Source organism: Rhodococcus sp. NPDC060086, assembly GCF_042730275.1.
GTDB lineage: Bacteria > Actinomycetota > Actinomycetes > Mycobacteriales > Mycobacteriaceae > Rhodococcus.
Genome location: NZ_JBHWWZ010000009.1, coordinates 17,046 through 38,528, shown reverse-complemented (window position 1 = coordinate 38,528; position 21,483 = coordinate 17,046). Strand labels below are relative to the sequence as shown.

18 protein-coding genes and 1 pseudogene are annotated in these 21,483 nt (G+C 66.6%); 18 read left to right on the top strand and 1 reads right to left on the bottom strand.

Annotated features, from left to right (window positions below):
- Positions 1-20: 20 nt before the first annotated feature.
- The 12 genes and pseudogenes from smc (at position 21) to trmD (ending at position 14,552) form a co-directional block, all read left to right on the top strand.
- Positions 21-3,647 carry a chromosome segregation protein SMC gene (gene smc / locus ACFWB0_RS08010; RefSeq protein WP_378489904.1) on the top strand — a complete coding sequence of 1,209 codons (3,627 nt, stop codon included), beginning with the start codon at positions 21-23 and terminating at the stop codon, positions 3,645-3,647.
- A gap of 12 nt (positions 3,648-3,659) precedes the next feature.
- Positions 3,660-5,195, top strand: coding sequence for a signal recognition particle-docking protein FtsY (gene ftsY / locus ACFWB0_RS08005; RefSeq protein ID WP_378489903.1), 1,536 nt, complete (start codon positions 3,660-3,662; stop codon positions 5,193-5,195).
- Between the two features lie 168 nt (positions 5,196-5,363).
- The gene (locus tag ACFWB0_RS08000; protein ID WP_378489902.1) at positions 5,364-5,507 is read left to right on the top strand and encodes a hypothetical protein; all 144 of its coding nucleotides are present in this window, start codon (positions 5,364-5,366) and stop codon (positions 5,505-5,507) included.
- Positions 5,492-6,799: an ammonium transporter gene (locus ACFWB0_RS07995; RefSeq protein ID WP_378489901.1), complete on the top strand. Its 1,308-nt coding sequence runs from the start codon at positions 5,492-5,494 to the stop codon at positions 6,797-6,799. Before ACFWB0_RS08000 ends, ACFWB0_RS07995 begins: the two co-directional genes overlap by 16 nt.
- A gap of 150 nt (positions 6,800-6,949) precedes the next feature.
- Complete coding sequence (locus tag ACFWB0_RS07990; protein ID WP_378489900.1) at positions 6,950-7,288, top strand: P-II family nitrogen regulator; 339 nt, start codon at positions 6,950-6,952, stop codon at positions 7,286-7,288.
- Complete coding sequence (locus ACFWB0_RS07985) at positions 7,278-9,779, top strand: [protein-PII] uridylyltransferase (protein ID WP_378489899.1); 2,502 nt, start codon at positions 7,278-7,280, stop codon at positions 9,777-9,779. The genes ACFWB0_RS07990 and ACFWB0_RS07985 overlap by 11 nt, the downstream gene beginning before the upstream one ends.
- A gap of 138 nt (positions 9,780-9,917) precedes the next feature.
- Positions 9,918-11,489: a signal recognition particle protein gene (gene ffh, locus ACFWB0_RS07980; protein ID WP_378489898.1), complete on the top strand. Its 1,572-nt coding sequence runs from the start codon at positions 9,918-9,920 to the stop codon at positions 11,487-11,489.
- Positions 11,490-11,520: 31 nt separating this feature from the next.
- Positions 11,521-12,376 (top strand): annotated as a pseudogene (locus ACFWB0_RS07975) (hypothetical protein).
- Between the two features lie 172 nt (positions 12,377-12,548).
- Positions 12,549-12,977: a 30S ribosomal protein S16 gene (gene rpsP, locus ACFWB0_RS07970; RefSeq protein ID WP_378489897.1), complete on the top strand. Its 429-nt coding sequence runs from the start codon at positions 12,549-12,551 to the stop codon at positions 12,975-12,977.
- Positions 12,977-13,219 carry an RNA-binding protein gene (locus tag ACFWB0_RS07965; protein WP_378489896.1) on the top strand — a complete coding sequence of 81 codons (243 nt, stop codon included), beginning with the start codon at positions 12,977-12,979 and terminating at the stop codon, positions 13,217-13,219. Before rpsP ends, ACFWB0_RS07965 begins: the two co-directional genes overlap by 1 nt.
- Before the next feature lie 10 nt (positions 13,220-13,229).
- Complete coding sequence (gene rimM, locus ACFWB0_RS07960) at positions 13,230-13,844, top strand: ribosome maturation factor RimM (protein WP_378489895.1); 615 nt, start codon at positions 13,230-13,232, stop codon at positions 13,842-13,844.
- 3 nt (positions 13,845-13,847) lie between these two features.
- Positions 13,848-14,552, top strand: a complete 705-nt coding sequence (gene trmD / locus ACFWB0_RS07955) for a tRNA (guanosine(37)-N1)-methyltransferase TrmD (protein ID WP_378489894.1) — start codon at positions 13,848-13,850, stop codon at positions 14,550-14,552.
- Positions 14,553-14,558: 6 nt separating this feature from the next.
- Here trmD and ACFWB0_RS07950 read toward each other — a convergent pair whose 3' ends face one another.
- Positions 14,559-15,515 (bottom strand): serine hydrolase, encoded by a 957-nt coding sequence (locus tag ACFWB0_RS07950; protein ID WP_378489893.1) that lies wholly within the window; start codon positions 15,513-15,515, stop codon positions 14,559-14,561.
- Between the two features lie 124 nt (positions 15,516-15,639).
- Between ACFWB0_RS07950 and ACFWB0_RS07945 the strand changes: the two genes are divergently transcribed.
- The 6 genes from ACFWB0_RS07945 (at position 15,640) to ACFWB0_RS07920 (ending at position 21,448) form a co-directional block, all read left to right on the top strand.
- Positions 15,640-18,021, top strand: a complete 2,382-nt coding sequence (locus ACFWB0_RS07945; protein WP_378489892.1) for a Tex family protein — start codon at positions 15,640-15,642, stop codon at positions 18,019-18,021.
- Positions 18,022-18,142: 121 nt separating this feature from the next.
- Complete coding sequence (locus ACFWB0_RS07940; RefSeq protein WP_378489891.1) at positions 18,143-19,048, top strand: hypothetical protein; 906 nt, start codon at positions 18,143-18,145, stop codon at positions 19,046-19,048.
- A gap of 83 nt (positions 19,049-19,131) precedes the next feature.
- The gene (gene rplS / locus ACFWB0_RS07935) at positions 19,132-19,473 is read left to right on the top strand and encodes a 50S ribosomal protein L19 (RefSeq protein WP_378489890.1); all 342 of its coding nucleotides are present in this window, start codon (positions 19,132-19,134) and stop codon (positions 19,471-19,473) included.
- 187 nt (positions 19,474-19,660) lie between these two features.
- The gene (lepB, locus tag ACFWB0_RS07930; protein ID WP_378489991.1) at positions 19,661-20,401 is read left to right on the top strand and encodes a signal peptidase I; all 741 of its coding nucleotides are present in this window, start codon (positions 19,661-19,663) and stop codon (positions 20,399-20,401) included.
- Positions 20,398-21,096, top strand: a complete 699-nt coding sequence (locus tag ACFWB0_RS07925; protein ID WP_378489889.1) for a ribonuclease HII — start codon at positions 20,398-20,400, stop codon at positions 21,094-21,096. Before lepB ends, ACFWB0_RS07925 begins: the two co-directional genes overlap by 4 nt.
- A 37-nt stretch (positions 21,097-21,133) precedes the next feature.
- Positions 21,134-21,448, top strand: coding sequence for a DUF2469 domain-containing protein (locus ACFWB0_RS07920; RefSeq protein ID WP_006550963.1), 315 nt, complete (start codon positions 21,134-21,136; stop codon positions 21,446-21,448).
- Positions 21,449-21,483 lie beyond the last annotated feature (35 nt).

Genomic DNA, 21,483 nt, shown 5'->3' with positions numbered 1-21,483 from the left:
TCCCGGTAAGGTTTTTCCTCATGCATCTCAAGAGTCTGACACTGAAGGGCTTCAAGTCCTTCGCTTCGTCGACGACTCTGCGCTTCGAACCGGGCATCACCTGTGTCGTCGGACCCAACGGCTCAGGAAAATCCAACGTGGTCGACGCCCTCACCTGGGTGATGGGGGAGCAGGGCGCCAAGGCGCTTCGCGGCGGGAAGATGCAGGACGTCATCTTCGCGGGCACCTCTGGCCGCCCGCCGCTCGGTCGCGCCGAGGTGACCCTCACCATCGACAACTCGGACGGGGCACTGCCGATCGAGTACTCGGAGGTGTCCGTCACGCGACGCATGTTCCGCGACGGCGCAGGCGAGTACGAGATCAACGGCAACTCGTGTCGATTGATGGACGTGCAGGAACTTCTCTCCGACTCCGGCATCGGCCGCGAAATGCACGTGATCGTCGGGCAGGGCCGTCTTGCCGCGATCCTCGAATCGCGCCCGGAAGACCGGCGCGCGTTCATCGAAGAAGCCGCGGGGGTGCTCAAACACCGCCGCCGCAAGGAGAAAGCGGTCCGCAAGCTCGACTCGATGCAGGCCAATCTCGCTCGGCTGAACGACCTCACCGCCGAACTCCGACGCCAACTCAAGCCCCTCGGACGCCAAGCCGAGGTCGCGCGCCGCGCTCAGACAGTCCAGGCCGACCTGCGTGATGCGCGGCTGCGTCTTGCCGCCGACGATCTCGTCGCCCGTCGCGCCGAGTTCGTGGGCCAGGACGAGCAGGAACGAGTCCTGCGTGAACGTCTCGACCACGTCAACGTGATGCTCGACGAGGCCACCGCCGACCTCGCCCGCCACGAACAGGCCCTCGCACAACTCACACCGAGCACCGAAGCAGCCTCGCAGATCTGGTTCCGACTCTCGGCCCTCGCCGAACGAGTTTCCGCGACGGTGCGGATCGCACAGGAACGCGCCCGCCACCTCGATGCGGAACCCGAGACCCGCGCCGGTCAGGATCCCGATCAGATGGAGGCGCACGCAGACCGGATCGCCGCCGACGAAGCCGAATTGATCGAGGCCGTCGAGATCGCACACGGCACCCTCGACGCGGCGAAGGAACAACTCGCCGCGCAGGAGGAGTACGCGGCAGCAGCCGAACGGGCCCACATGGCCGCGGTCCGCGCGATCGCCGACCGTCGCGAGGGACTCGCTCGTCTCACCGGCCAGGTCGACACCATCCGGACTCGCACCGACTCGATCGACGGCGAGATCACACGCCTCACCGTTGCGATCGAAGAGGCCCGACGTCGTGGAGTCGACGCGCAGGCCGAGTTCGAAACCGCGCAGGGCCGCATCGACGACCTCGATGCGGGGGAGATCGACGCCGACGCCCAGCACGAACGGGCCGTCGAAGCGGCACGCATCGCCGACGAACGCGTCGAGGAACTTCAGAACGCCGAACGCGCCGCAGGTAAAGAGGTCGCCTCGCTCGGTGCTCGCATCGAGGCTCTGTCGATGGGACTCGAGCGTAAGGACGGCGCTGCGTGGCTGCTCGAGCACCATGCGGACTCCGGTGTGCTGGGACCGCTCGCGGAACGTCTGCGCGTCGAATCCGGTTTCGAAGCGGCGGTCGCCGCTGCACTCGGACCGGCCTCCGACGCCCTCGCGGTCACGTCGGTGGCAGCGGCGAACTCGCTGGCCACCGCGCTCGCCGACGCCGACCAGGGCCGTGTCGCGTTCCTCGCGGTCGGTGCGGAGGCCCCCGACGCCACAGGTGCGCTTCCCGAGGGTGCTCGGTGGGTGCGCGACGTCGTCGAATGCCCGGACGAACTGCGCGGCGGTCTCGGCGCTGTCCTCGCCGGAATCGTGGTGGTCGATGACCTCGAGGCCGCCGCGGCGGTGTGCTCGCAGCGACCGGATCTGCGTGCCGTGACCCGGCGCGGTGATCTCACCGGATCCGGATGGGTCGTCGGAGGATCCGATCGTGCGCCGAGCACACTCGAGATCCAGGCCGCGATCGACTCCTCGCGAGAAGCGCTCGGCGCCGCGGAACACCGTTCGGAAGAGCTCGCTGCTGCACTGACCGGCGCTGCCGAGGAACAGAAGGCGCGCGCCGAGTACGCCGAACAGACACTCGCGGCACTCAACGAATCCGATGCCGCGATGTCGGCGGTCTACGAACAGCTCGGGCGCCTCGGCCAGGCCGCTCGAGGCGCACACGCCGAATCCGAACGTCTCGTCACGCAGCGCGCAGCAGCGGAGAAGGAACGTGACACGGCCCGGGACAAGCTCGTCGAACTCGAAGAGCGGTTGCGGGTCGCGGAGGACGAACAGGACGGAAGTGGCGAGGGCGCAGGCACCGACTCGACCGCCGCCGAGCGGGAGATGGCCGCGGCAGCTCTCGCCGAGGTCCGCGCGGTCGAGATGGAGGCCCGGCTCACTGCACGCACGGCGGAGGAGCGCGCCGAATCGCTGCGCGGCAAGGCAGACTCGCTGCGGCGTGCCGCACAGGCCGAACGTGAGGCCCGAGCACGCGCCGAGCGAGCACGCGCCACCCGTCGACAGGCGGCTGCGGTCGCTGCTGCGGTTGCCGCAGCCGGTGCCCGCGTGACCGGGGAACTCGAGACCGCGGTCGCCACCGCACACGCACACCGGGAAGAGCTGACCCGCCGCCGCACAGAATGCGCTGAGCAACTCGACCGGGCCAAGGGGCTCGTCCGCGAATTCGCCACTCAGCGCGACCAACTCACCGACGCTGTACACCGAGACGAAGTGGCGCGGGCCCAGGCGGCGCTGCGCATCGAACAGCTCGAGCAGACAATTCTCGAGCAGTTCAGCATTGCGCTCGACGACCTCGTCGCCGAGTACGGCCCCGATGTTCCGCTCCCGCCGACCGAGCTGGAAATGGCCGAGTACGAGCAGGCGCGCGAACGCGGAGAACAGGTGGTTGCTCCGCAGCCGCAGCCGTATGATCGCGCGACCCAGGAACGCAGGGCCAAGCGGGCTCAGAAGGATCTCTCGACGCTCGGAAAGGTCAACCCGCTTGCCCTAGAGGAGTTCGCCGCACTCGAAGAGCGGTACAACTTCCTCGCGACGCAACTCGAGGACGTCAAGAATGCCCGCAAGGATCTGCTGTCTGTGGTCGACGAGGTCGACGCGCGGATCCTGCAGGTGTTCACCGAGGCCTACACCGACGTCGAGCGCGAGTTCGAGCAGGTATTCGCAAAATTGTTTCCCGGCGGTGAAGGCAGACTCGTCCTCACCGACCCGAAGGACATGCTCACGACGGGCATCGAAGTGGAGGCCCGGCCCCCCGGTAAGAAGATCAAGAGGTTGTCGCTGCTGTCCGGTGGTGAGAAATCGCTGACTGCAGTCGCGATGCTCGTGGCGATCTTCCGTGCCCGGCCGTCGCCGTTCTACGTCATGGACGAGGTGGAGGCAGCGCTCGACGACACGAACCTGCGCAGGCTGATCGGGTTGTTCGAACAGCTGCGCGAGAAGTCGCAACTGATCGTGATCACCCACCAGAAGCCGACGATGGAAGTCGCCGACGCGCTGTACGGCGTCAGCATGCGAGGCGACGGCATCACCCGCGTGATCTCCCAACGTCTGCGCGGGCAAAAGGTCACGACACCGGTCCCTGAACCGGAGCAAGAGCTCCAGGCCTGACAGTATGGGTGCGTGAGTACCGGAGCCTGGATAGTCATCGCGGCCGCCCTCGCGGTTGTTCTTGTCGCGCTCGTCGTGGGTCTGACCCTCTATCGGCGACGGCAGGTGTCGCTGACGGCGAAGCGCACCCCGCAGCTCGACACTGCGGCAGCCGAGGACCGCTCGGGTGGATACAAAGCGCAGAGCGGATTCAGTTTCAGTCAGGGAGCGACTGCCGCGCCGCCGCAGCCGGTCGAACGCCCGGCCCCGAAGCCTGCGCCGGAGCCTCGTACCGTGCCGTTGCCGGAGGAGGTCACGGAGGCGCCGCCCACCACGCGCATACCGGTGGTGCCGCGGACAGAACCGAAGCCTGCAGAACCGAAGCCTGCAGAGCCGGAGCCTGCAGAGCCGGAGGCTGCACCCGGCCCCCCCATCGCGGAACCGGAGCCTGCAGAGCCCGAGAGCGCACCCGAAGTCCCGGTCGTTGCCGAGCCTGAGGTTGTTGCCGAGCCCGAGGTCCTGCCCGAGACCGCGGAGCCCGAAGCTCCTGCGCCGATAGATACTGTGCCTGCGCCGGCTGCCCCTGCCGAAACGGAGCCCGCGCCCACTCCCGTCGAAACGCCCCCGGCGCCTGCGCTCGATGAGATCGAGCCGACATCGGGACGACTCGTCCGCCTCCGCGGCCGCCTGGCCCGCTCACAGAACGCGGTGGGCAAGAGCTTGCTCGGTCTGCTCGGTGGCGGCGATCTGGACGAGGATTCGTGGGAGGAGATCGAAGACACGCTCCTTATCGCCGACCTCGGCTCCGCCACCACGACGAAGATCGTCGACCGGTTGCGAGACGAGATAGCGGCGAGCAACGTCCGGACCGAGGCCGACGCGCGTGCGGTGCTCCGTAAGGTGCTCGTCGACGAACTGCGACCCGAACTCGACCGTTCCATCCGCGCCCTGCCTCACGACAACCACCCGGCGGTGCTGCTCGTCGTCGGTGTCAACGGCACGGGTAAGACGACGACGACCGGAAAGCTCGCCCGGGTTCTCGTTGCGGACGGACGTCGAGTCCTGCTCGGTGCTGCCGATACCTTCCGTGCTGCTGCGGCCGATCAGCTCCAGACCTGGGCCGAGCGGGTGGGCGCCGAGGTGGTTCGCGGTAAAGAGGCCGCCGATCCCGCAGCCGTCGCATTCGATGCCGTGGCGAAGGGCATCGAGAACGGTGTCGACGCAGTACTCATCGATACCGCGGGTCGTCTGCACACGAAGACCGGCCTGATGGACGAGTTGGGCAAGGTCAAGCGTGTCGTCGAGAAGAAAGCCGCCGTCGACGAGGTCCTGTTGGTGCTGGACGCCACGATCGGGCAGAACGGGCTCATGCAGGCCCGAGTCTTCGCCGAGGTCGTCGACATCACCGGCGTGGTGCTGACCAAGCTGGACGGCACTGCCAAGGGCGGAATCGTCTTCCAGGTGCAACACGAACTCGGTCTTCCGGTCAAACTCGTCGGGCTCGGCGAGGGCGCGGACGACCTTGCGCCCTTCGAGCCGGGTGCGTTCGTCGACGCGCTGCTCGGCTGACACTGTTGTTCGGCTGACCCTGTTGTTCGGCTGACCCTGTTGTTCGGCTGACACTGCCGGCACTTCCGAAAGATCTGATCGAGGCCGCTCCCGCTCCGGCGGGGGCGGCCTTCTGCCGCGGGTGCGTTGGGTGTTCCTGTGAAACATGAACGAAACACATTGTGAAACATGAACGAAACACCGACCCGTCGGGCGTTCACGCCGACGAAACAGGACGGCGCTTCTGCTGAAACATCTCCGCAGCAAGCTTTCCCCAACGACGCGCTCAACGGCGCGGACAACTGGGAGGTGTGCAAGTGGAGGAAGTGGTGAACACCGGCGACGCCGCATGGATGCTCATGGCAGCATCGCTCGTGCTGCTGATGACACCGGGTCTGGCGTTCTTCTACGGCGGCATGTCGCGCGCCAAGTCGGTCCTGAACATGATGATGATGTCGTTCGGTGCGATGGCGCTGATCGCCGTGATCTATGTGTTGTGGGGCTGGTCGATGTCGTACGGCACCGAGGGCATCGGCGGGGTCTTCGCGAATCCGTTCGAGATGTTCGGTCTGCAGGGCGCCATCTACGACGACGAGGGTGGATTCCTGCCGGGTCTCGGCAACTACCCGCAGGTCATCGACATCGGATTCCAGGTCACATTCGCGATCATCACCACAGCGCTGATCAGCGGTGCACTTGCCGAGCGCGTGAAGTTCGGCACCTGGATGGTGTTCGTGGGTGTCTGGGTGACGCTCGCCTACTTCCCGCTCGCCCACATGGTGTGGGGCGGCGGCCTGCTCTCCGGTTCGGAGAACAGCATCGCCGCGATGATGTTCGGCACCGTCGACGACGGGGAGGGCGGGCTCACCGCTGCGGTCCATCCGATCGACTTCGCCGGTGGCACGGTGGTCCACATCAACGCAGGCATTGCCGCGCTGGTGCTCGTGCTCGTCATCGGCAAGCGCACGGGCTTCGGGAAGACCGCGTTCCGTCCGCACAATCTTCCGTTCGTGATGCTCGGCGCTGCGCTGCTGTGGTTCGGCTGGTTCGGTTTCAACGGCGGATCCGCGTTCGCCGCAGACGGTGTCGCCGGTCTCGCGTGGCTCAACACCACGGTGGCGGCTGCCGCCGCGATCCTCGGCTGGCTCGCCACCGAACGTGTCCGCGACGGCAAGGGCACCAGTCTCGGTGCCGCATCGGGTGCCGTCGCCGGTCTGGTCGCCATCACCCCCGCAGCCGGCGCCCTCAGCCCCGTCGGGTCCATCGCTCTCGGTGCTGTCGCCGGTGTTCTCTCGGCACTTGCGGTCGGCCTGAAGTACAAGTTCGGCTACGACGACTCGCTCGACGTCGTGGGTGTGCACTTGGTGTCCGGTCTGTGGGGCACGGTTGCCATCGGTCTTCTGGCCACCGAGACCGGTCTGTTCTACGGAGGCGACTACAAGCAACTCGTCATCCAGATCGTGATCGTCCTGGTCGCCATGGTGTTCACCGCCATCGTCACCGCTGTGATCGTCTTCGCTCTGAGGCCTCTGGGCTGGCGTATCTCCCCCGAGGAAGAAGCTCGTGGAATCGACGAGAACGAGCACGCGGAAACCGCATACGACTTCGCCACTGCCCTGAAGTGAAACTTCGTGTGGGTGCTGAAGTGACACGTCGCCGCTGTACTGAAGTGACGCTTCACCTCGTCACCGAGGCGGAAAGTGGACGAAGATAGCGGGCAAGGGTTACGCGGACAGCAAAGACAACGTCCGGTGGGCACCGGGAAGGGATGAAAAATGAAGCTGATCACGGCAATCGTGAAGCCGTTCACGCTCGAGGACGTCAAGGCAGGGCTCGAACAGGCCGGGGTGCTCGGAATGACGGTGAGCGAGGTGCAGGGCTACGGGCGCCAGAAGGGCCACACCGAGGTGTACCGCGGAGCCGAGTACTCGGTGGACTTCGTGCCGAAGGTGCGCGTCGAGGTCGTCGTCGACGACTCCGTGGTGGACAAGGTGGTCGACACGATCATCGAGGCCTCACGTACCGGAAAGATCGGTGACGGCAAGGTGTGGGTCACCCCGGTGGAATCGGTGATTCGAGTCCGCACCGGAGAACGAGGTACGGATGCACTCTGACCCCCACGGGGCAGAGACCCGAGGCCCAGGACGCGCTGCGCACGCAGCGGGTCGTGGGCCTTCGGTGTCTTCGAGCCCGAACACGGCGGCAGACCTCTCTGCAGCCCGGGACGCCCTCGTCTCCGGCTCCGGCCGCACCCGTCGCCTCGATACCCAAGCGCTACGTGATGCACTCGTCGACCTGTTCGACTTCTGGCTGACCACCGAGGGTTCCGAACTCGGCATCAGACCGGACAGTGGATTTGCGCTCGTCGCGGTAGGGGGGCTCGGCCGCCGCGAGATGCTGCCGCACTCCGACGTCGACCTCATCCTGCTCCACGACAACATCGATCCCGGCACGGTGTCGTCGGTGGCGGATCGGTTGTGGTATCCCCTGTGGGACGCACACATCCGGCTCGACCACAGCGTCCGGACCGTCCCTCAGGCTCTGCAGGTGGCCTCCGGCGACCTCCCCGCCGCGCTCGGGATGCTCGAAGCCCGACATATCGCCGGTGACAACGAATTGAGCAACCTCCTCATCGGTGGTGTGCGCAGGCAGTGGCGTACCGGGATCCGGAACCGCTTCGACGAGCTGATCGAGATGACGGAAGCGCGTTGGGAGCGGTCGGGTCAGGTCGCGCACCGAGCCGAGCCCGATCTCAAGAGCGGTCGCGGAGGGTTGCGGGACGTACAACTGCTCAACGCGTTGTCCGTCGCGCAGCTCACCGACGGCATGCCCGGCCTCGGGCCGGACGCACCCGGGGGCGGCCTGGCCGCTGCCCACCGTCACCTGCTCGACGTCCGTACCGAACTGCACCGTGTCGCGGGTCGTGGCCGTGATCAACTGCAGGCGCAGGACGCCGACGAGATCGGTGCCGCATTGCGCATCGGCGACCGTTTCGACCTGGCGCGGTTGCTCACGGAGTCGGCGCGCACGATCAGCTACTCCGTCGAGGTCGGCGTGCGCACGGCGGGCAACTCCCTGCCGCGCAAAGGATTGTCGCGCCTGCGACGCGGGCCGGTACGTCGACCTCTCGACGAAGGCGTCGTCGAACATGGGGGCGAGGTCGCGCTTGCCCGCGACGCCCAACCGGGCAAGGATCCGGGCCTGATCACGAGGGTGGCGGCCGCGGCCGCACGATCGGAACTGCCGATCTCCGCTGCGACGTTGACCCGATTGTCGGACCACGCACCGGAACTGCGGGAGCCGTGGCCGCGGCAGGCACTCGACGACCTGATCGTGCTGCTCGCCTCGGGGCCCGCTGCCGTCGACGTCGTTGAGGCACTCGATCGCACGGGACTGTGGGGGCGTCTGTTGCCCGAATGGGGCGCGGTGCGCGACCTCCCGCCACGCGACGCGGTCCACACGTGGACCGTCGATCGTCACCTCGTGGAGACCGCGGTGCATGCGAGTGCGCTCACGACGCGCGTGTCCCGCCCCGATCTGCTGCTCCTCGGAGCCCTCCTGCACGACATCGGTAAGGGCCGCGGCGGCGACCACAGTGTGGTCGGTGCGGAGGTCGCCGACCAGATCGGGACACGCATGGGGCTGTGGCCGTCCGATCTGTCGGTGCTCACGGCAATGGTCCGACACCACCTACTGCTCCCGCACACCGCGACGCGACGCGACATGGACGACCCGACGACCGTCGCAGCGGTAGTGGACGCGTTGGGCGGCGACCCGCTGCTCCTGGAACTGCTGCACGCGCTCGCGGAGGCGGATTCGCAGGCCACCGGTCCCGGTGTCTGGGGCGACTGGAAAGCCTCGCTCATCAGGGAACTCGTGCGGCGGTGCCGCCTGATGATGGCGGGGGAGGATCTTCCCGCGCCCGCCCCGATCGACCCCGAACTCGCGCAACTCGCCGAGGACGGTGCCATGCATGTCTCGCTCGTCCCGCGGCCCGACGGTCGTGGCCACACCGTGACGGTGGTGGCACCCGACGAGCCCGGTGTGTTGTCCGACACGGCAGGAGTGCTGGCCCTTCACGGACTGCGGGTGCAGTCGGCGTCCATCGGAAGCCACGCGGGAAGCACTGTCAACTCGTTCGCGGTGGTGCCACGATTCGGGGCGCCGCCCGCGGCAGGTCTGCTGCGGCAGGAACTCCTGCGGGCCCGGTCCGGTGACCTCGACCTGCTCGCGGAGCTCGAGGCGAAAGACCGTGCGGCGCGCGAGTCCGCACCGTCGATACGACCCGAACGCGCGGTGCCCGGCACGTACTCCCAGGCACCGCCGCGGCTGATCTGGCTCGACACGACGGATCCGGGGCAGGTGGTGCTGGAGGTCAGGGCGGAAGATCGGATCGGAATGCTCTGTCGCCTCGCAGGCGTCTTCGAAGATCTCGGAGCCGACGTGCGATGGGCCACGGTGACGACGATCGGATCGACCGTCGTCGACTCCTTCTGCGTCGACCTGTCGACAGCCGGAACCAGGGAGTCACGGGAGCGGCTCGAACAGGCCCTGCTGGCCGTCCTTCCGGCTCCCGAACCGCCGAAGCCGACGACCGCGTCGTGACGTGAGGTCGTGCTCCGGGCCGTCCGGCCGGTCTTTCGGCCGACCGGACGGCCCCGCCCTCGGCTGTGGGTGGATCGGAGCGGCTACCCTGGAGCGCAGTATTGTCCGTATTCTCGTCAGACCGCAGGAGCGCATTCGGTGTTCGAATCCCTTTCCGACAGGTTGACAGGTGTCCTCAAGGACCTGCGCGGCAAGGGGCGCCTGTCCGACGCGGACATCGACGCGACGTGTCGCGAGATCCGCCTCGCCCTTCTCGACGCCGACGTGGCGCTGCCCGTTGTGCGCTCGTTCATCAAGAAGATCAAGGAACGGGCCAAGGGCGCCGAGGTCCACGGTGCGCTCAACCCGGCTCAGCAGGTCGTCAAGATCGTCAACGACGAGCTCGTCGGGATCCTCGGCGGCGAGACCCGGCGGCTGCAGTTCGCGAAGAACCCGCCGACCGTCATCATGCTGGCCGGTCTGCAGGGTGCGGGTAAGACCACGCTCGCAGGCAAGCTCGCCAAGTGGCTCAAGGACCAGGGACATACCCCGATGCTGGTCGCCTGCGATCTCCAGCGTCCGGGCGCGGTCACGCAGCTGCAGGTCGTCGGTGAACGTGCCGGTGTGTCGGTGTTCGCGCCGCATCCGGGAACGTCGATCGGCGGAGGCGAGAACGCGCTCGGTGTCACGGCCGCCGACCCGGTCGAGGTCGCGCAGCAGGGCATCGCGGAGGCCAGGAACAAGCAGTACGACGTGGTCGTCGTCGACACCGCCGGTCGCCTCGGTATCGACGAGGAGTTGATGGCCCAGGCCGCAGGTATCCGCGACGCCGTCCAGCCCGACGAGACCCTGTTCGTCCTCGACGCGATGATCGGTCAGGACGCCGTGAGCACCGCCGAGGCATTCCGCGAGGGTGTCGGCTTCACCGGCGTCGTGCTCACCAAGCTCGACGGCGACGCACGTGGCGGCGCCGCGCTCAGCGTCCGCGAACTGACCGGTCAGCCGATCCTGTTCGCGTCCACCGGTGAGAAGCTCGAGGACTTCGACGTATTCCACCCCGAACGCATGGCCAGCCGCATCCTCGGCATGGGCGACGTGCTCACCCTCATCGAGCATGCCGAGCAGCACTTCGACGCCACGCAGGCCGAAGCGACAGCCGCCAAGATCGGCAGCGGCGATCTCACCCTCGAGGACTTCCTCGAGCAGATGATGGCCGTGCGCAAGATGGGCCCCATCGCCAACCTGCTCGGCATGCTGCCCGGCGCGGGCCAGATGAAGGACGCGCTCGCGGGTGTAGACGAGAAGCAACTCGACCGGATCCAGGCGATCATCCGCGGCATGACCCCAGCGGAGCGCGCCAACCCGAAGATCATCAACGGCTCCCGTCGGCTGCGTATCGCCAACGGTTCGGGTGTGAAGGTCTCCGACGTCAACCAGCTCGTCGACCGGTTCTTCGAAGCGCGGAAGATGATGTCCGCGATGGCCGGTCAGATGGGCATGCCCGGAGCCCGGCGTAACCAGCGCTCGAAGAAGGGCAAGAAGGGGAAGAAGGGCGGTCGCGGCCCGACTCCGCCGAAGGTGCGGGGCGGTCTTCCCGGCGGCATGCCCGCCGGGTTCCCGGGGCTCGGCGCCGGCATGCCCGACTTGTCGAACATGCCGAAGGGCCTCGACGAACTACCCCCGGGTCTCGACGGATTCGACCTGTCGAAGCTGAAGTTCCCCAAGAACTAGGACGCATTCGCGAGAAACAGGAGGACCGGTCGTGGTCGGGGTCGCTGCTGCAGGTCCGTTCGTCGTGCGCGGCAGGACCCTGCCGGACGGTGAACCCGTCGAATTGTGGATCGGCCCCACGGCGAGTTCTCCCACGAGCCGCTCCCCGGAGCCGAGGTGCTCTCGACCGACGGCTGGGTACTGCCCGGCCTCGTCGACGCGCACTGCCACGTCGGAATAAGGTTCGGTGGGGGAGTCGAGGACGAAGCGGGTGCCCTCGCGCAGGCCGTCATCGAGCGCGATGCGGGCGTCCTGCTTCTGCGCGACGCCGGATCCCCGGCCGACACCCGTGCATTCGACGCCCGGCCGGAACTGCCTCGGATCATCCGGGCGGGACGACACATTGCGCTCCCGAAGCGTACATCCGCGGGTTGCCGGTCGACCTCGAGGACGAGTCTCAACTCCCCGACGAGGTCGTGCGGCAGGCCCGCGCCGGCGACGGCTGGGTCAAACTCATCGGAGACTGGATCGACCGGGAGGGTGCGCGGGTCACCGCGCACGTATTCGGTGAGGATGCGCTGCCGGGCCTGCTCGCCGCCGGTATCGACTGCATCGAACACGGTACGGGCCTGACCGACGACACGATCGCGACGATGGCGGCGAACGGCACCGCATTGGTCCCGACCCTGGTCAACATCGAGAACTTTCCCGATATCGCCGACTCGGCCACCCGCTTCCCCACGTATGCCGCGCACATGCGCGACTTGCATGTTCGGGTCGCCGACACCATCGGCGCCGCCCACGACGCAGGCATCCCGATCTACGCGGACGACCCGCGCATTGATCCGGCCTCCGCTCGTCCTGACCTGGTGGTTCTCCGAGGCGCCGTCGTCGCGGGCTCCGCGTGACCGCCGATTTCCCGTCCGGTTCCCACGTCTGGCAGAATGGACCGCTGTCGTCGCATCCGGTTCCGTACCGCGCGGCGGTCACAGGTTAGAGGCAAAACCGGGCGTGCCAATCGGGCGCGTCGTCCGAATTGCACGTGACATGCGCGCCCCGCGCGCGAAGGAGAACACAGCAGTGTCTGTCAAGATCAAGCTCACCCGCCTCGGTAAGATCCGCAACCCGCAGTACCGCGTCGTCGTCTCGGACTCACGCACCCGCCGCAACGGCCGTGCGATCGAGACCATCGGCCGGTACCAGCCGAAGGAAGATCCGTCGATCATCGAGATCGATTCGGAGCGCGCGCAGTACTGGCTGAGCGTCGGTGCGCAGCCCACCGAGCCGGTTCTCAACCTTCTCAAGATCACCGGCGACTGGCAGAAGTTCAAGGGCCTGCCGGGCACCGAGGGCACCTTGCGTAAGGCGGAGCCCAAGCCGTCCAAGCTCGAGCTGTTCCAGGCTGCGCTCGCGCAGGCCGAGAACGCGCCGGCCGCCGAGGCCATCACGCCCAAGAAGAAGAAGGCAGCCAAGGAAGAGGCTGCTGAGTCCACCGAGGCCGCCGAGTAATGAGCGCCGTGGTGGCCGATGCGATCGAGCATCTCGTCCGTGGCATCGTTGCGCACCCTGATGATGTGCGCGTCGATCTCATCACCGGTCGCCGTGGCCGCACCGTCGAGGTTCACGTCAATCCTGACGACCTCGGCAAGGTGATCGGTCGCGGTGGCCGCACTGCGACGGCACTGCGGACCCTCGTCACCGGTATCGGTGGCCGAGGAATCCGCGTCGACGTCGTCGACACCGACCGCTAGGCGCGCGTCGGTGGAGCTCGTAGTGGGCCGTGTGGTGAAGTCGCACGGCATCAAAGGTGAAGTGGTCGTCGACGTTCGCACCGACGAACCCGAGGAGCGCTTCGCTGTGGGCGCGGTCCTGCGTGGCCGCAAGCCCCGCGAGCAGGAGCTGCACAACTACACGGTGGAAGCCGCCCGGGAGCACTCCGGGCGGCTTCTGCTGCGTCTGAACGGTGTGGCAGATCGCACCGGATCCGATGCGATACGCGGTGTCCTGTTCGTCGTCGACAGCGCCGACCTGTCGCCGTCCGACGATCCCGACGAGTTCTACGATCACGAACTCGAAGGATTGCCGGTCCGGATCGTGGCGGGCCGTCCCGACGGTGGTACCGAGATCGGAACCGTGCGGGAGGTCCTGCACACCGCTGCGGGCGAGCTTCTGTCGATCCGAGCGGCCGATGATGCGCGCCGGGAGATCCTCATCCCGTTCGTCACCGAGATCGTGCCGACAGTGTCGGTCGCGGACGGCGTGATCGAGATCGATCCACCGGAGGGCCTGCTCGATCCCGATTTCGGGGAGCCGCCCGCCAAAGCGAAGAAGCAGCAGGACCTGAAGCGGCGTCGGGCAACCGAGGAGAACGAGTAGTCCGTGCGGCTCGACGTCGTCACTATCTTCCCCGAGTATCTCGAACCGCTGCGCGCCGCCCTGCTCGGCAAGGCGATCGACAAGGGTCTGATCTCGGTCGGAGTGCACAACCTGCGCGACTGGACGCATGACGTCCACAAGGCCGTCGACGATTCGCCCTACGGGGGCGGTCCCGGCATGGTCATGAAACCGACCGTCTGGGGACCGGCTCTCGACGATGTCCTCGGCGTTGCCGACGACGCAACCGACGGGGATGTCCTTCTCGTCGTCCCGACTCCCGCAGGGAAACCCTTCGATCAGGCCACGGCGCAACGGTGGTCGACCGAAAAGCGCATCGTCTTCGCGTGCGGTCGATACGAGGGAATCGATCAGAGGGTCTTCGACGACGCAGAGAAGCGCGTGCGTGTGGAAGAAGTCAGTATCGGCGACTACGTTCTGATCGGCGGCGAGGTTGCGGTGCTGGTCATGGCGGAGGCGGTGGTGCGCTTGCTTCCGGGTGTTCTCGGCAATCAGCAGTCGCACCAAGAGGATTCGTTCTCCGACGGTTTACTCGAAGGCCCGAGTTACACGCGACCCGCCAGTTGGCGGGGACTCGACGTGCCCCCGGTACTGCTGTCCGGCGACCACGGAAAGGTCGCGCAGTGGCGTCGCGAACAGTCGTTGATCCGGACGCGCGAGCGGCGCCCGGATCTGCTCGCCGACGACTGAGCGGGATCAGCCGAACACGGTCTTCACCATCATCGTCACGGTATCTCGTGCGTGCTGGGCGCTGGCGTCGTCGGACGCGTCATACACCGAAGTGTCCGGAACGAACCCGTCGTACTCGGCATCCTCGTAGTTCACCGTCTCCCGCGACAACACGGCGACCACGTAGCGGTGGTAATTGCCGAAGAACCCGGTCGACAGATGAATCCACTGCGAGTCGAGGCAACACATCCACCCCGCCTTCACTCCGAGGTCGACAGCGGACCGGAGACCGTCGGGAAGACCGAACCTCTGATCGTAGCCGTCGGATCCGGTGGGATCGAACTCGAGTAGAGACCCGACTATTCGGGCGGCAGAGGACTCGTCGAGCCCTCCTCTGCCGCTGAGTAGGTCGTCGTACCAGGTGAGGATGTCGGATGCGGTGGTGACGGTATTCCACCAGGAATCGACCGATGCCACCGTACCGTCGAGGCTGTGTCGCTCGGCGACACGTTCGACGATCTCGTGCCCGTCGAACGCCTCCCACAGCAGGTTCGCCGCCGAATCGTCCGAATGCGTGAGCATCTCCCGGATCAGGTCGTAGTCCTCATCGGCGAGCAGGATCTCGCCGATCGATTCCCGGAACAACAGATCGTCGGCGATGAACAATTTGACCACCGACGCCGTCGCGAGAGGTTCGTTCACACCGCCGACCGTCCGCGCGCCGGTCGCGCGGTCGAGGACAGCGACAGTCACCTCCGCGCCGCGCTCGGCGGCGAGTTCGGTCGCCGCATCGATACGCTGCGCGAGCGCGTCCATCCTGATCGGCACACCGGTGTCGATGCCGGTGCTCATCTCGACCTGAAGGCCGGCAGCGGACACATCCGACGCGATATCGGTGGTCTCGCCGAGGGGTGCTCCGCATGCCGAAATCGTTGCTGTCACGACCAGCAACGCAAGGCACGACCGGAACCGATCCCTGGTCATCAAAGCTCCTGTATTCCATTGTGCAGCGCGCAGCGCGCTGTCGGCCGAAGTTCGGTGTCCCGCCGGACATGGGCTCGAGGCGCCACGGGGAACACACGAAAGGATAGAGGTAGGGTCGATCGTCGTGACGACCCAACTCGACACCGTGAACCGGCGCATCGCCGACGAACTCGATGTACGTGAGAACCAGGTGGCTGCGGCGGTGGAGCTGCTCGACGGCGGCTCGACCGTGCCGTTCATCGCGCGCTACCGCAAGGAGGTCACCGGCGGGCTCGATGACGCCCAACTCCGCACCCTCGAAGAGCGCCTGAGGTATCTACGCGAACTCGACGAACGCCGCACAGCGATCCTCGAATCGATCGACGAACAGGGCAAACTCGACGACGAACTCCGCGGACAGATCATGCTCGCCGAGACGAAGGCCCGGCTGGAAGACATCTACCTGCCGTACAAGCCCAAGCGCCGCACGAAGGCCCAGATCGCCCGCGAGGCCGGGCACGAGCCGGTCGCCGATGCACTCATCGGTGACCCGACCACCGACCCCGCGCAATACAACGCCGAGCAGCTCGATGGTGCCCGCGCGATCCTCGTCGAACGCTTCTCCGAGGACGCCGACCTCGTCGGTGAGCTGCGCGAGGCCATGTGGAGTCGTGGCGGTCTGAAGTCCGGGGTGCGGCCCGGGAAGGAAACCGACGGCGCGAAGTTCGCCGACTACTTCGAATTCTCGGAGCCGTTCACCAGCCTGCCGTCGCACCGCATCCTCGCCGTTCTACGCGGCGAGAAAGAAGAAGTCCTCAGCCTGTCGCTGGAGCCGGACCTCGAAGAGCAGGAACCTGGAGCACCGTCGTACTACGAAGGCCGGATCGCCGGCCGCTTCGGGATCGCCGATCAGGGGCGTGCCGCCGACCGTTGGCTGCTCGACACCGTCCGGTGGGCGTGGCGCACCCGGCTGCAGGTCTCGATGGCCGTCGACGTGCGGATGCGGCTCAAGCAGTCCGCGGAGAGCGACGCCGTCGACGTGTTCGCCGCGAACCTGCGCGACCTGCTGCTGGCGGCGCCGGCCGGAACCCGCCCCACGATGGGCCTCGACCCGGGGTTCCGCACCGGCACCAAGGTCGCCGTTGTCGATGCGACGGGCAAGGTCGTCGACCACACGACGATCTATCCGCACCAGCCGCACAACAAGCACGATCAGTCGCTCGCGACCCTCGCCGCCCTGGTGGCGAAGCACGGTGTCGAACTCATCGCCATCGGCAACGGCACAGCCTCCCGCGAGACCGACGCGCTTGCCGCCGAGCTGATCGCGAAGTCGGGTGTCACCAACGTGACGAAGATCGTGGTGTCGGAGGCCGGTGCCTCGGTGTACTCGGCGTCCGCCTATGCAACCCAGGAACTTCCCGACCTGGACGTGTCCATTCGCGGTGCGGTCTCGATCGCACGTCGTCTGCAGGATCCGCTCGCCGAGCTGGTCAAGATCGACCCCAAGTCGATCGGTGTGGGCCAGTACCAGCACGATGTGTCCGAGACGATGCTGGCGCGGTCGCTCGGAGCGGTCGTCGAAGATGCGGTGAACGCCGTCGGTGTCGACGTCAACACCGCCTCGGTGCCATTGCTGTCCCGCGTTTCGGGCATCACCGGGTCACTCGCCGAGAGCATTGTCACGCATCGAGACCAGAACGGCCCGTTCCGTACCCGCAAGGCACTCAAGGATGTTGCGCGGCTCGGTCCGAAGGCTTTCGAACAGTGCGCGGGCTTCCTCCGCATCCTGGGCGGCGATGACCCACTCGACGCATCCGCGGTCCACCCCGAGGCCTATCCCGTGGTCCGACGAATCGTCGACCGAAGCGGTACCGGGGTCCTCGAACTCATCGGCAGGTCCGCCGTCCTCTCCACGCTTCGTCCGGAAGAGTTCGTCGACGACAAGTTCGGCCTCCCCACTGTCACCGACATCATCAGCGAACTCGAGAAGCCGGGGCGTGATCCGCGCCCCGAGTTCAAGACCGCGACGTTCGCCGCGGGAATCGAGAAGGTGGCCCACCTGGAGCCCGGCATGGTGCTCGAGGGTGTCGTCACCAACGTCGCCGCCTTCGGTGCGTTCGTCGACGTCGGGGTTCATCAGGACGGACTCGTGCACGTCTCGGCGATGTCGCGCAACTTCGTCCAGGATCCTCACGATGTCGTGAAGTCGGGTGAAGTGGTCAAGGTCAAGGTTCTCGAAGTCGATATTCCGCGCCAGCGCATCAGCCTCACCTTGCGCCTCGACGACGAACTCCCGTCCGCATCGGACAGTGACAGCGGCGGTCCCGCGCGCGGAGGACGTCAGGGCGGATCCAGGCCTGCCCCCCGAGGCCAGGGCAGCGGCGGTCGGGGGCAGGGCGGCGGTCGTGGGCACGACGGCAATCGTGCCCGGGGGCAGGGCGGCGGGAAGCAGGGCTCGCGCTCCGAAGCTGCATCCACCACCGGATCGATGGCCGACGCACTGCGGAGAGCCGGATTCGGCAAGTGACAGGCCCGGGCGCCGGGCGTATCGCACCGCGAGAGACCGGCGCCTGGGATGCTGAAACACGTGCGGTCGAGACGGTCGAGGGCAGGGGCAGCGCCCCGATGACGACAACGATGCCGCGACGATGAACTGGGTTCGGACCGAGATCATCGACCAGGGCCGACTACCGTTGGTGTGCTTCCTGCTGGGCTTCGTGGTGGCTTTCGTGTTCATCCGAGTCAGTGTCCGGTTGATCCGGGCGAAGGTGCGGTGGTGGCCCGGAAACATCACACCCGGTGGGCTGCACGTGCACCACATGGTGTTCGGGGTGGTCACGATGGTCATCGCCGGTGGTGGTCTCATCTCGATGTACGAGGTGGGTTCCAGGACCGTCGTTGCCGTCTTCGCTGCACTGTTCGGGGTGGGGGCTGCGCTGACGCTCGACGAGTTCGCGCTCATCTTCTATCTCCACGACGTCTACTGGGAGGAAGAGGGACGAGTCTCGGTTGACGCCGTGTTCGTCGCCATCGCCGTGACCGGGATGCTTCTGCTCGGTCTGCAGCCCCTCGATCTCGTCGACCTCACCAATTTCGACGACGGCGGCGACTGGGTGAACCGCTTCGTTCTGGTGGTGTCTGTGCTGGTGAATCTGCTGCTCGCAGGGGTGGTCCTCGCCAAGGGCAAGATCTGGACCGGTCTGGTCGGGCTCTTCGTCGTCCCGTTGCTGTGGGTCGGCGCACTGCGCCTGTCGCGACCGGGAGCGCCGTGGGCACGTTGGCGATACCAGGGCAAGACACGGAAGATGACCAGGGCGATCGCGCGTGAACGGCGGTTCCGCCGACCGGTGATCCGAGCGAAGATCTTCGTGCAGGACCTCGTGGCAGGTGCCCCGACCCTCGAAGCGGTGCTCGGTAGCGTCGAGCACTCACGAATCGCTGCGGAAGCCGTCCTCGACAGGACCGTCCACGCGGCTCCGGCACCCGGAATTTCACCCAACACGGTGGAGTCTGGCACTATAGACAGGTTGCCCCGTTCGGGCACGCCTACCTGACCTGGGCACGAACCGGTCGAGCCCGCCTCACGGCGGTCGCCGCCAGGTTCCTCTGCTCGAGCGAACAAGAGGATAGAACACCGATGAACACCCTGGACTTTTTGGACGCCAAGTCGCTGCGCGACGACATTCCGAACTTCCGCGCCGGCGACACGCTCGACGTGCACGTCAAGGTTATCGAGGGCTCGAAGGAGCGTGTGCAGGTCTTCAAGGGCGTCGTGATCCGTCGCCAGGGCGGCGGCATCCGCGAGACCTTCACCGTCCGCAAGGTCTCGTTCGGCGTCGGCGTCGAGCGCACCTTCCCGGTGCACAGCCCGAACCTCGCGAAGATCGACGTCCTCACCCGCGGTGACGTCCGTCGCGCGAAGCTCTACTACCTGCGCGAGCTGCGCGGCAAGGCTGCGAAGATCAAGGAAAAGCGCTGATCACCGCATTCTGACGGCATACTGACAAGCCCGGCCCGGATTCGCATCCCGGCCGGGCTAGTCTGTTCCGGTGGCAGATTCACCGCACGAACCGGCCGGGCCGGGCGCGAACCGATACGGCGACGACCGACTCTCGGCACACAACCGGACGCACGGTGCTCACCACAGGAGAGAGGAACCGGACGACCTGACCGACGACAGCGGCACCGAGAAGAAGACGAAGAAGCAGAAGTCGTTCTGGCGTGAACTTCCGATTCTCATCGTGGTTGCGCTCGCCCTGAGTTTCCTCCTCCAGACGTTCGTGGCCCGCGTGTATCTGATTCCGTCCGAATCGATGGAACCGACACTGCACGGCTGCCCGGGCTGCACCGGCGACCGCATCGTCGTCGAGAAGATCGGATACCGATTCGGCGACCCGAGGCCCGGAGACGTCATCGTGTTCAAGGGACCGGACTCGTGGTCCGAGGGATACACCTCGACGCGCTCCGACAACGCCGTCCTCCGAGGAATCCAGGAAGTCGGCTCGCTCGTCGGGTTGGTCCCGCCCGACGAGAACGACCTCGTCAAGCGTGTCATCGCGGTAGGCGGTCAGACGGTCGAGTGCTGCGACGACCAGGGACGCATTCTCGTCGACGGTCAACCGATCGACGAGCCGTACGTGGAGATGGACTACCCGTTCACCCCCGGTGTCGTCACCTGCGAGACCGAGGTGCCGTCCGGACGCTGCTTCGGTCCTGTGACGGTGCCCGAGGGACATGTGTGGGTGATGGGCGACAACCGCAGCAACTCCGCAGACTCGCGCTATCACGTCGGCGATGAGCATCAAGGGTCCATTCCGTTGGAGAATGTCATCGGAAAGGCGCGCTTCATCGTGCTGCCCCCCGGCCGATGGGGCCTCATCGACTCCCCGGAGATCATGACGTCGTGAGTACCTGGCCACCGCGACCGGTGATCCGCAGATCATCGGGTCTACGAACGATGGAATCGGCACTGCTTCGATGCGGGCTCGGCCCGGTCGCCGGTGTCGACGAAGCCGGTCGCGGGCCGTGTGCCGGTCCGCTGGTCATCGCCGCATGCATCCTGGGGCCCAAACCGCACTCGTCGCTGGATCGACTGGACGATTCGAAGAAGCTGACGGAGAAGACCCGCGAGGAGCTCTACGACGCCATCGTCCGACGTGCACTGGCGTGGAGCGTGGTCGAGGTACCGGCCGCAGAGGTCGACACCATCGGCATCCACGTCGCCAACATCGAGGGGATGAGGCGCGCCGTCGCTGGTCTGTCGCTCGCACCCGGATACGTGCTGACCGACGGATTCCGCGTCCCGGGTCTGCCGGCTCCGTCGTTGCCGGTGATCGGAGGGGACGGCGCCGCGTCGTGCATCGCCGCGGCGAGTGTGCTCGCGAAGGTCACTCGCGACCGGATCATGGTGGGGCTCGATCGAACGTATCCGGGGTACGGTTTCGCGATACACAAGGGTTACAGCACAGCTGTGCACATGGCGGCGCTGCGCGAGCTCGGCCCGTCCGCCGAGCATCGGAGATCATGGGCGAACGTTGCCGCAGCGAGCGGCGAAGCACCGTTTCGACGCCGACTCGTCGGTGCCGGGGCGGATGCGGGATGATGACAGAACACACCAGAATGGGAGGACACCGAGACCGATGAGTGCCGAGGATCTCGAGAAGTACGAAACCGAGATGGAACTCTCGCTTTACCGGGAGTACCGGGACATCGTCGGTCAGTTCGCCTATGTCGTCGAAACCGAGCGGCGGTTCTATCTGGCCAACGCCGTCGAACTGCTTCCACACAACGCGAACGGCGAGGTGTACTTCGAGGTGCGGATGTCGGATGCCTGGGTGTGGGACATGTACCGCCCGGCACGGTTCGTCAAGCATGTCCGGGTGATCACGTTCAAGGACGTCAACATCGAAGAACTCGACAAGCCCGAACTGCGTCTGCCCGACAAGCTCGGATAAGCGCGCACCCTAGCGGAGAGCTCCGACACGCCTGC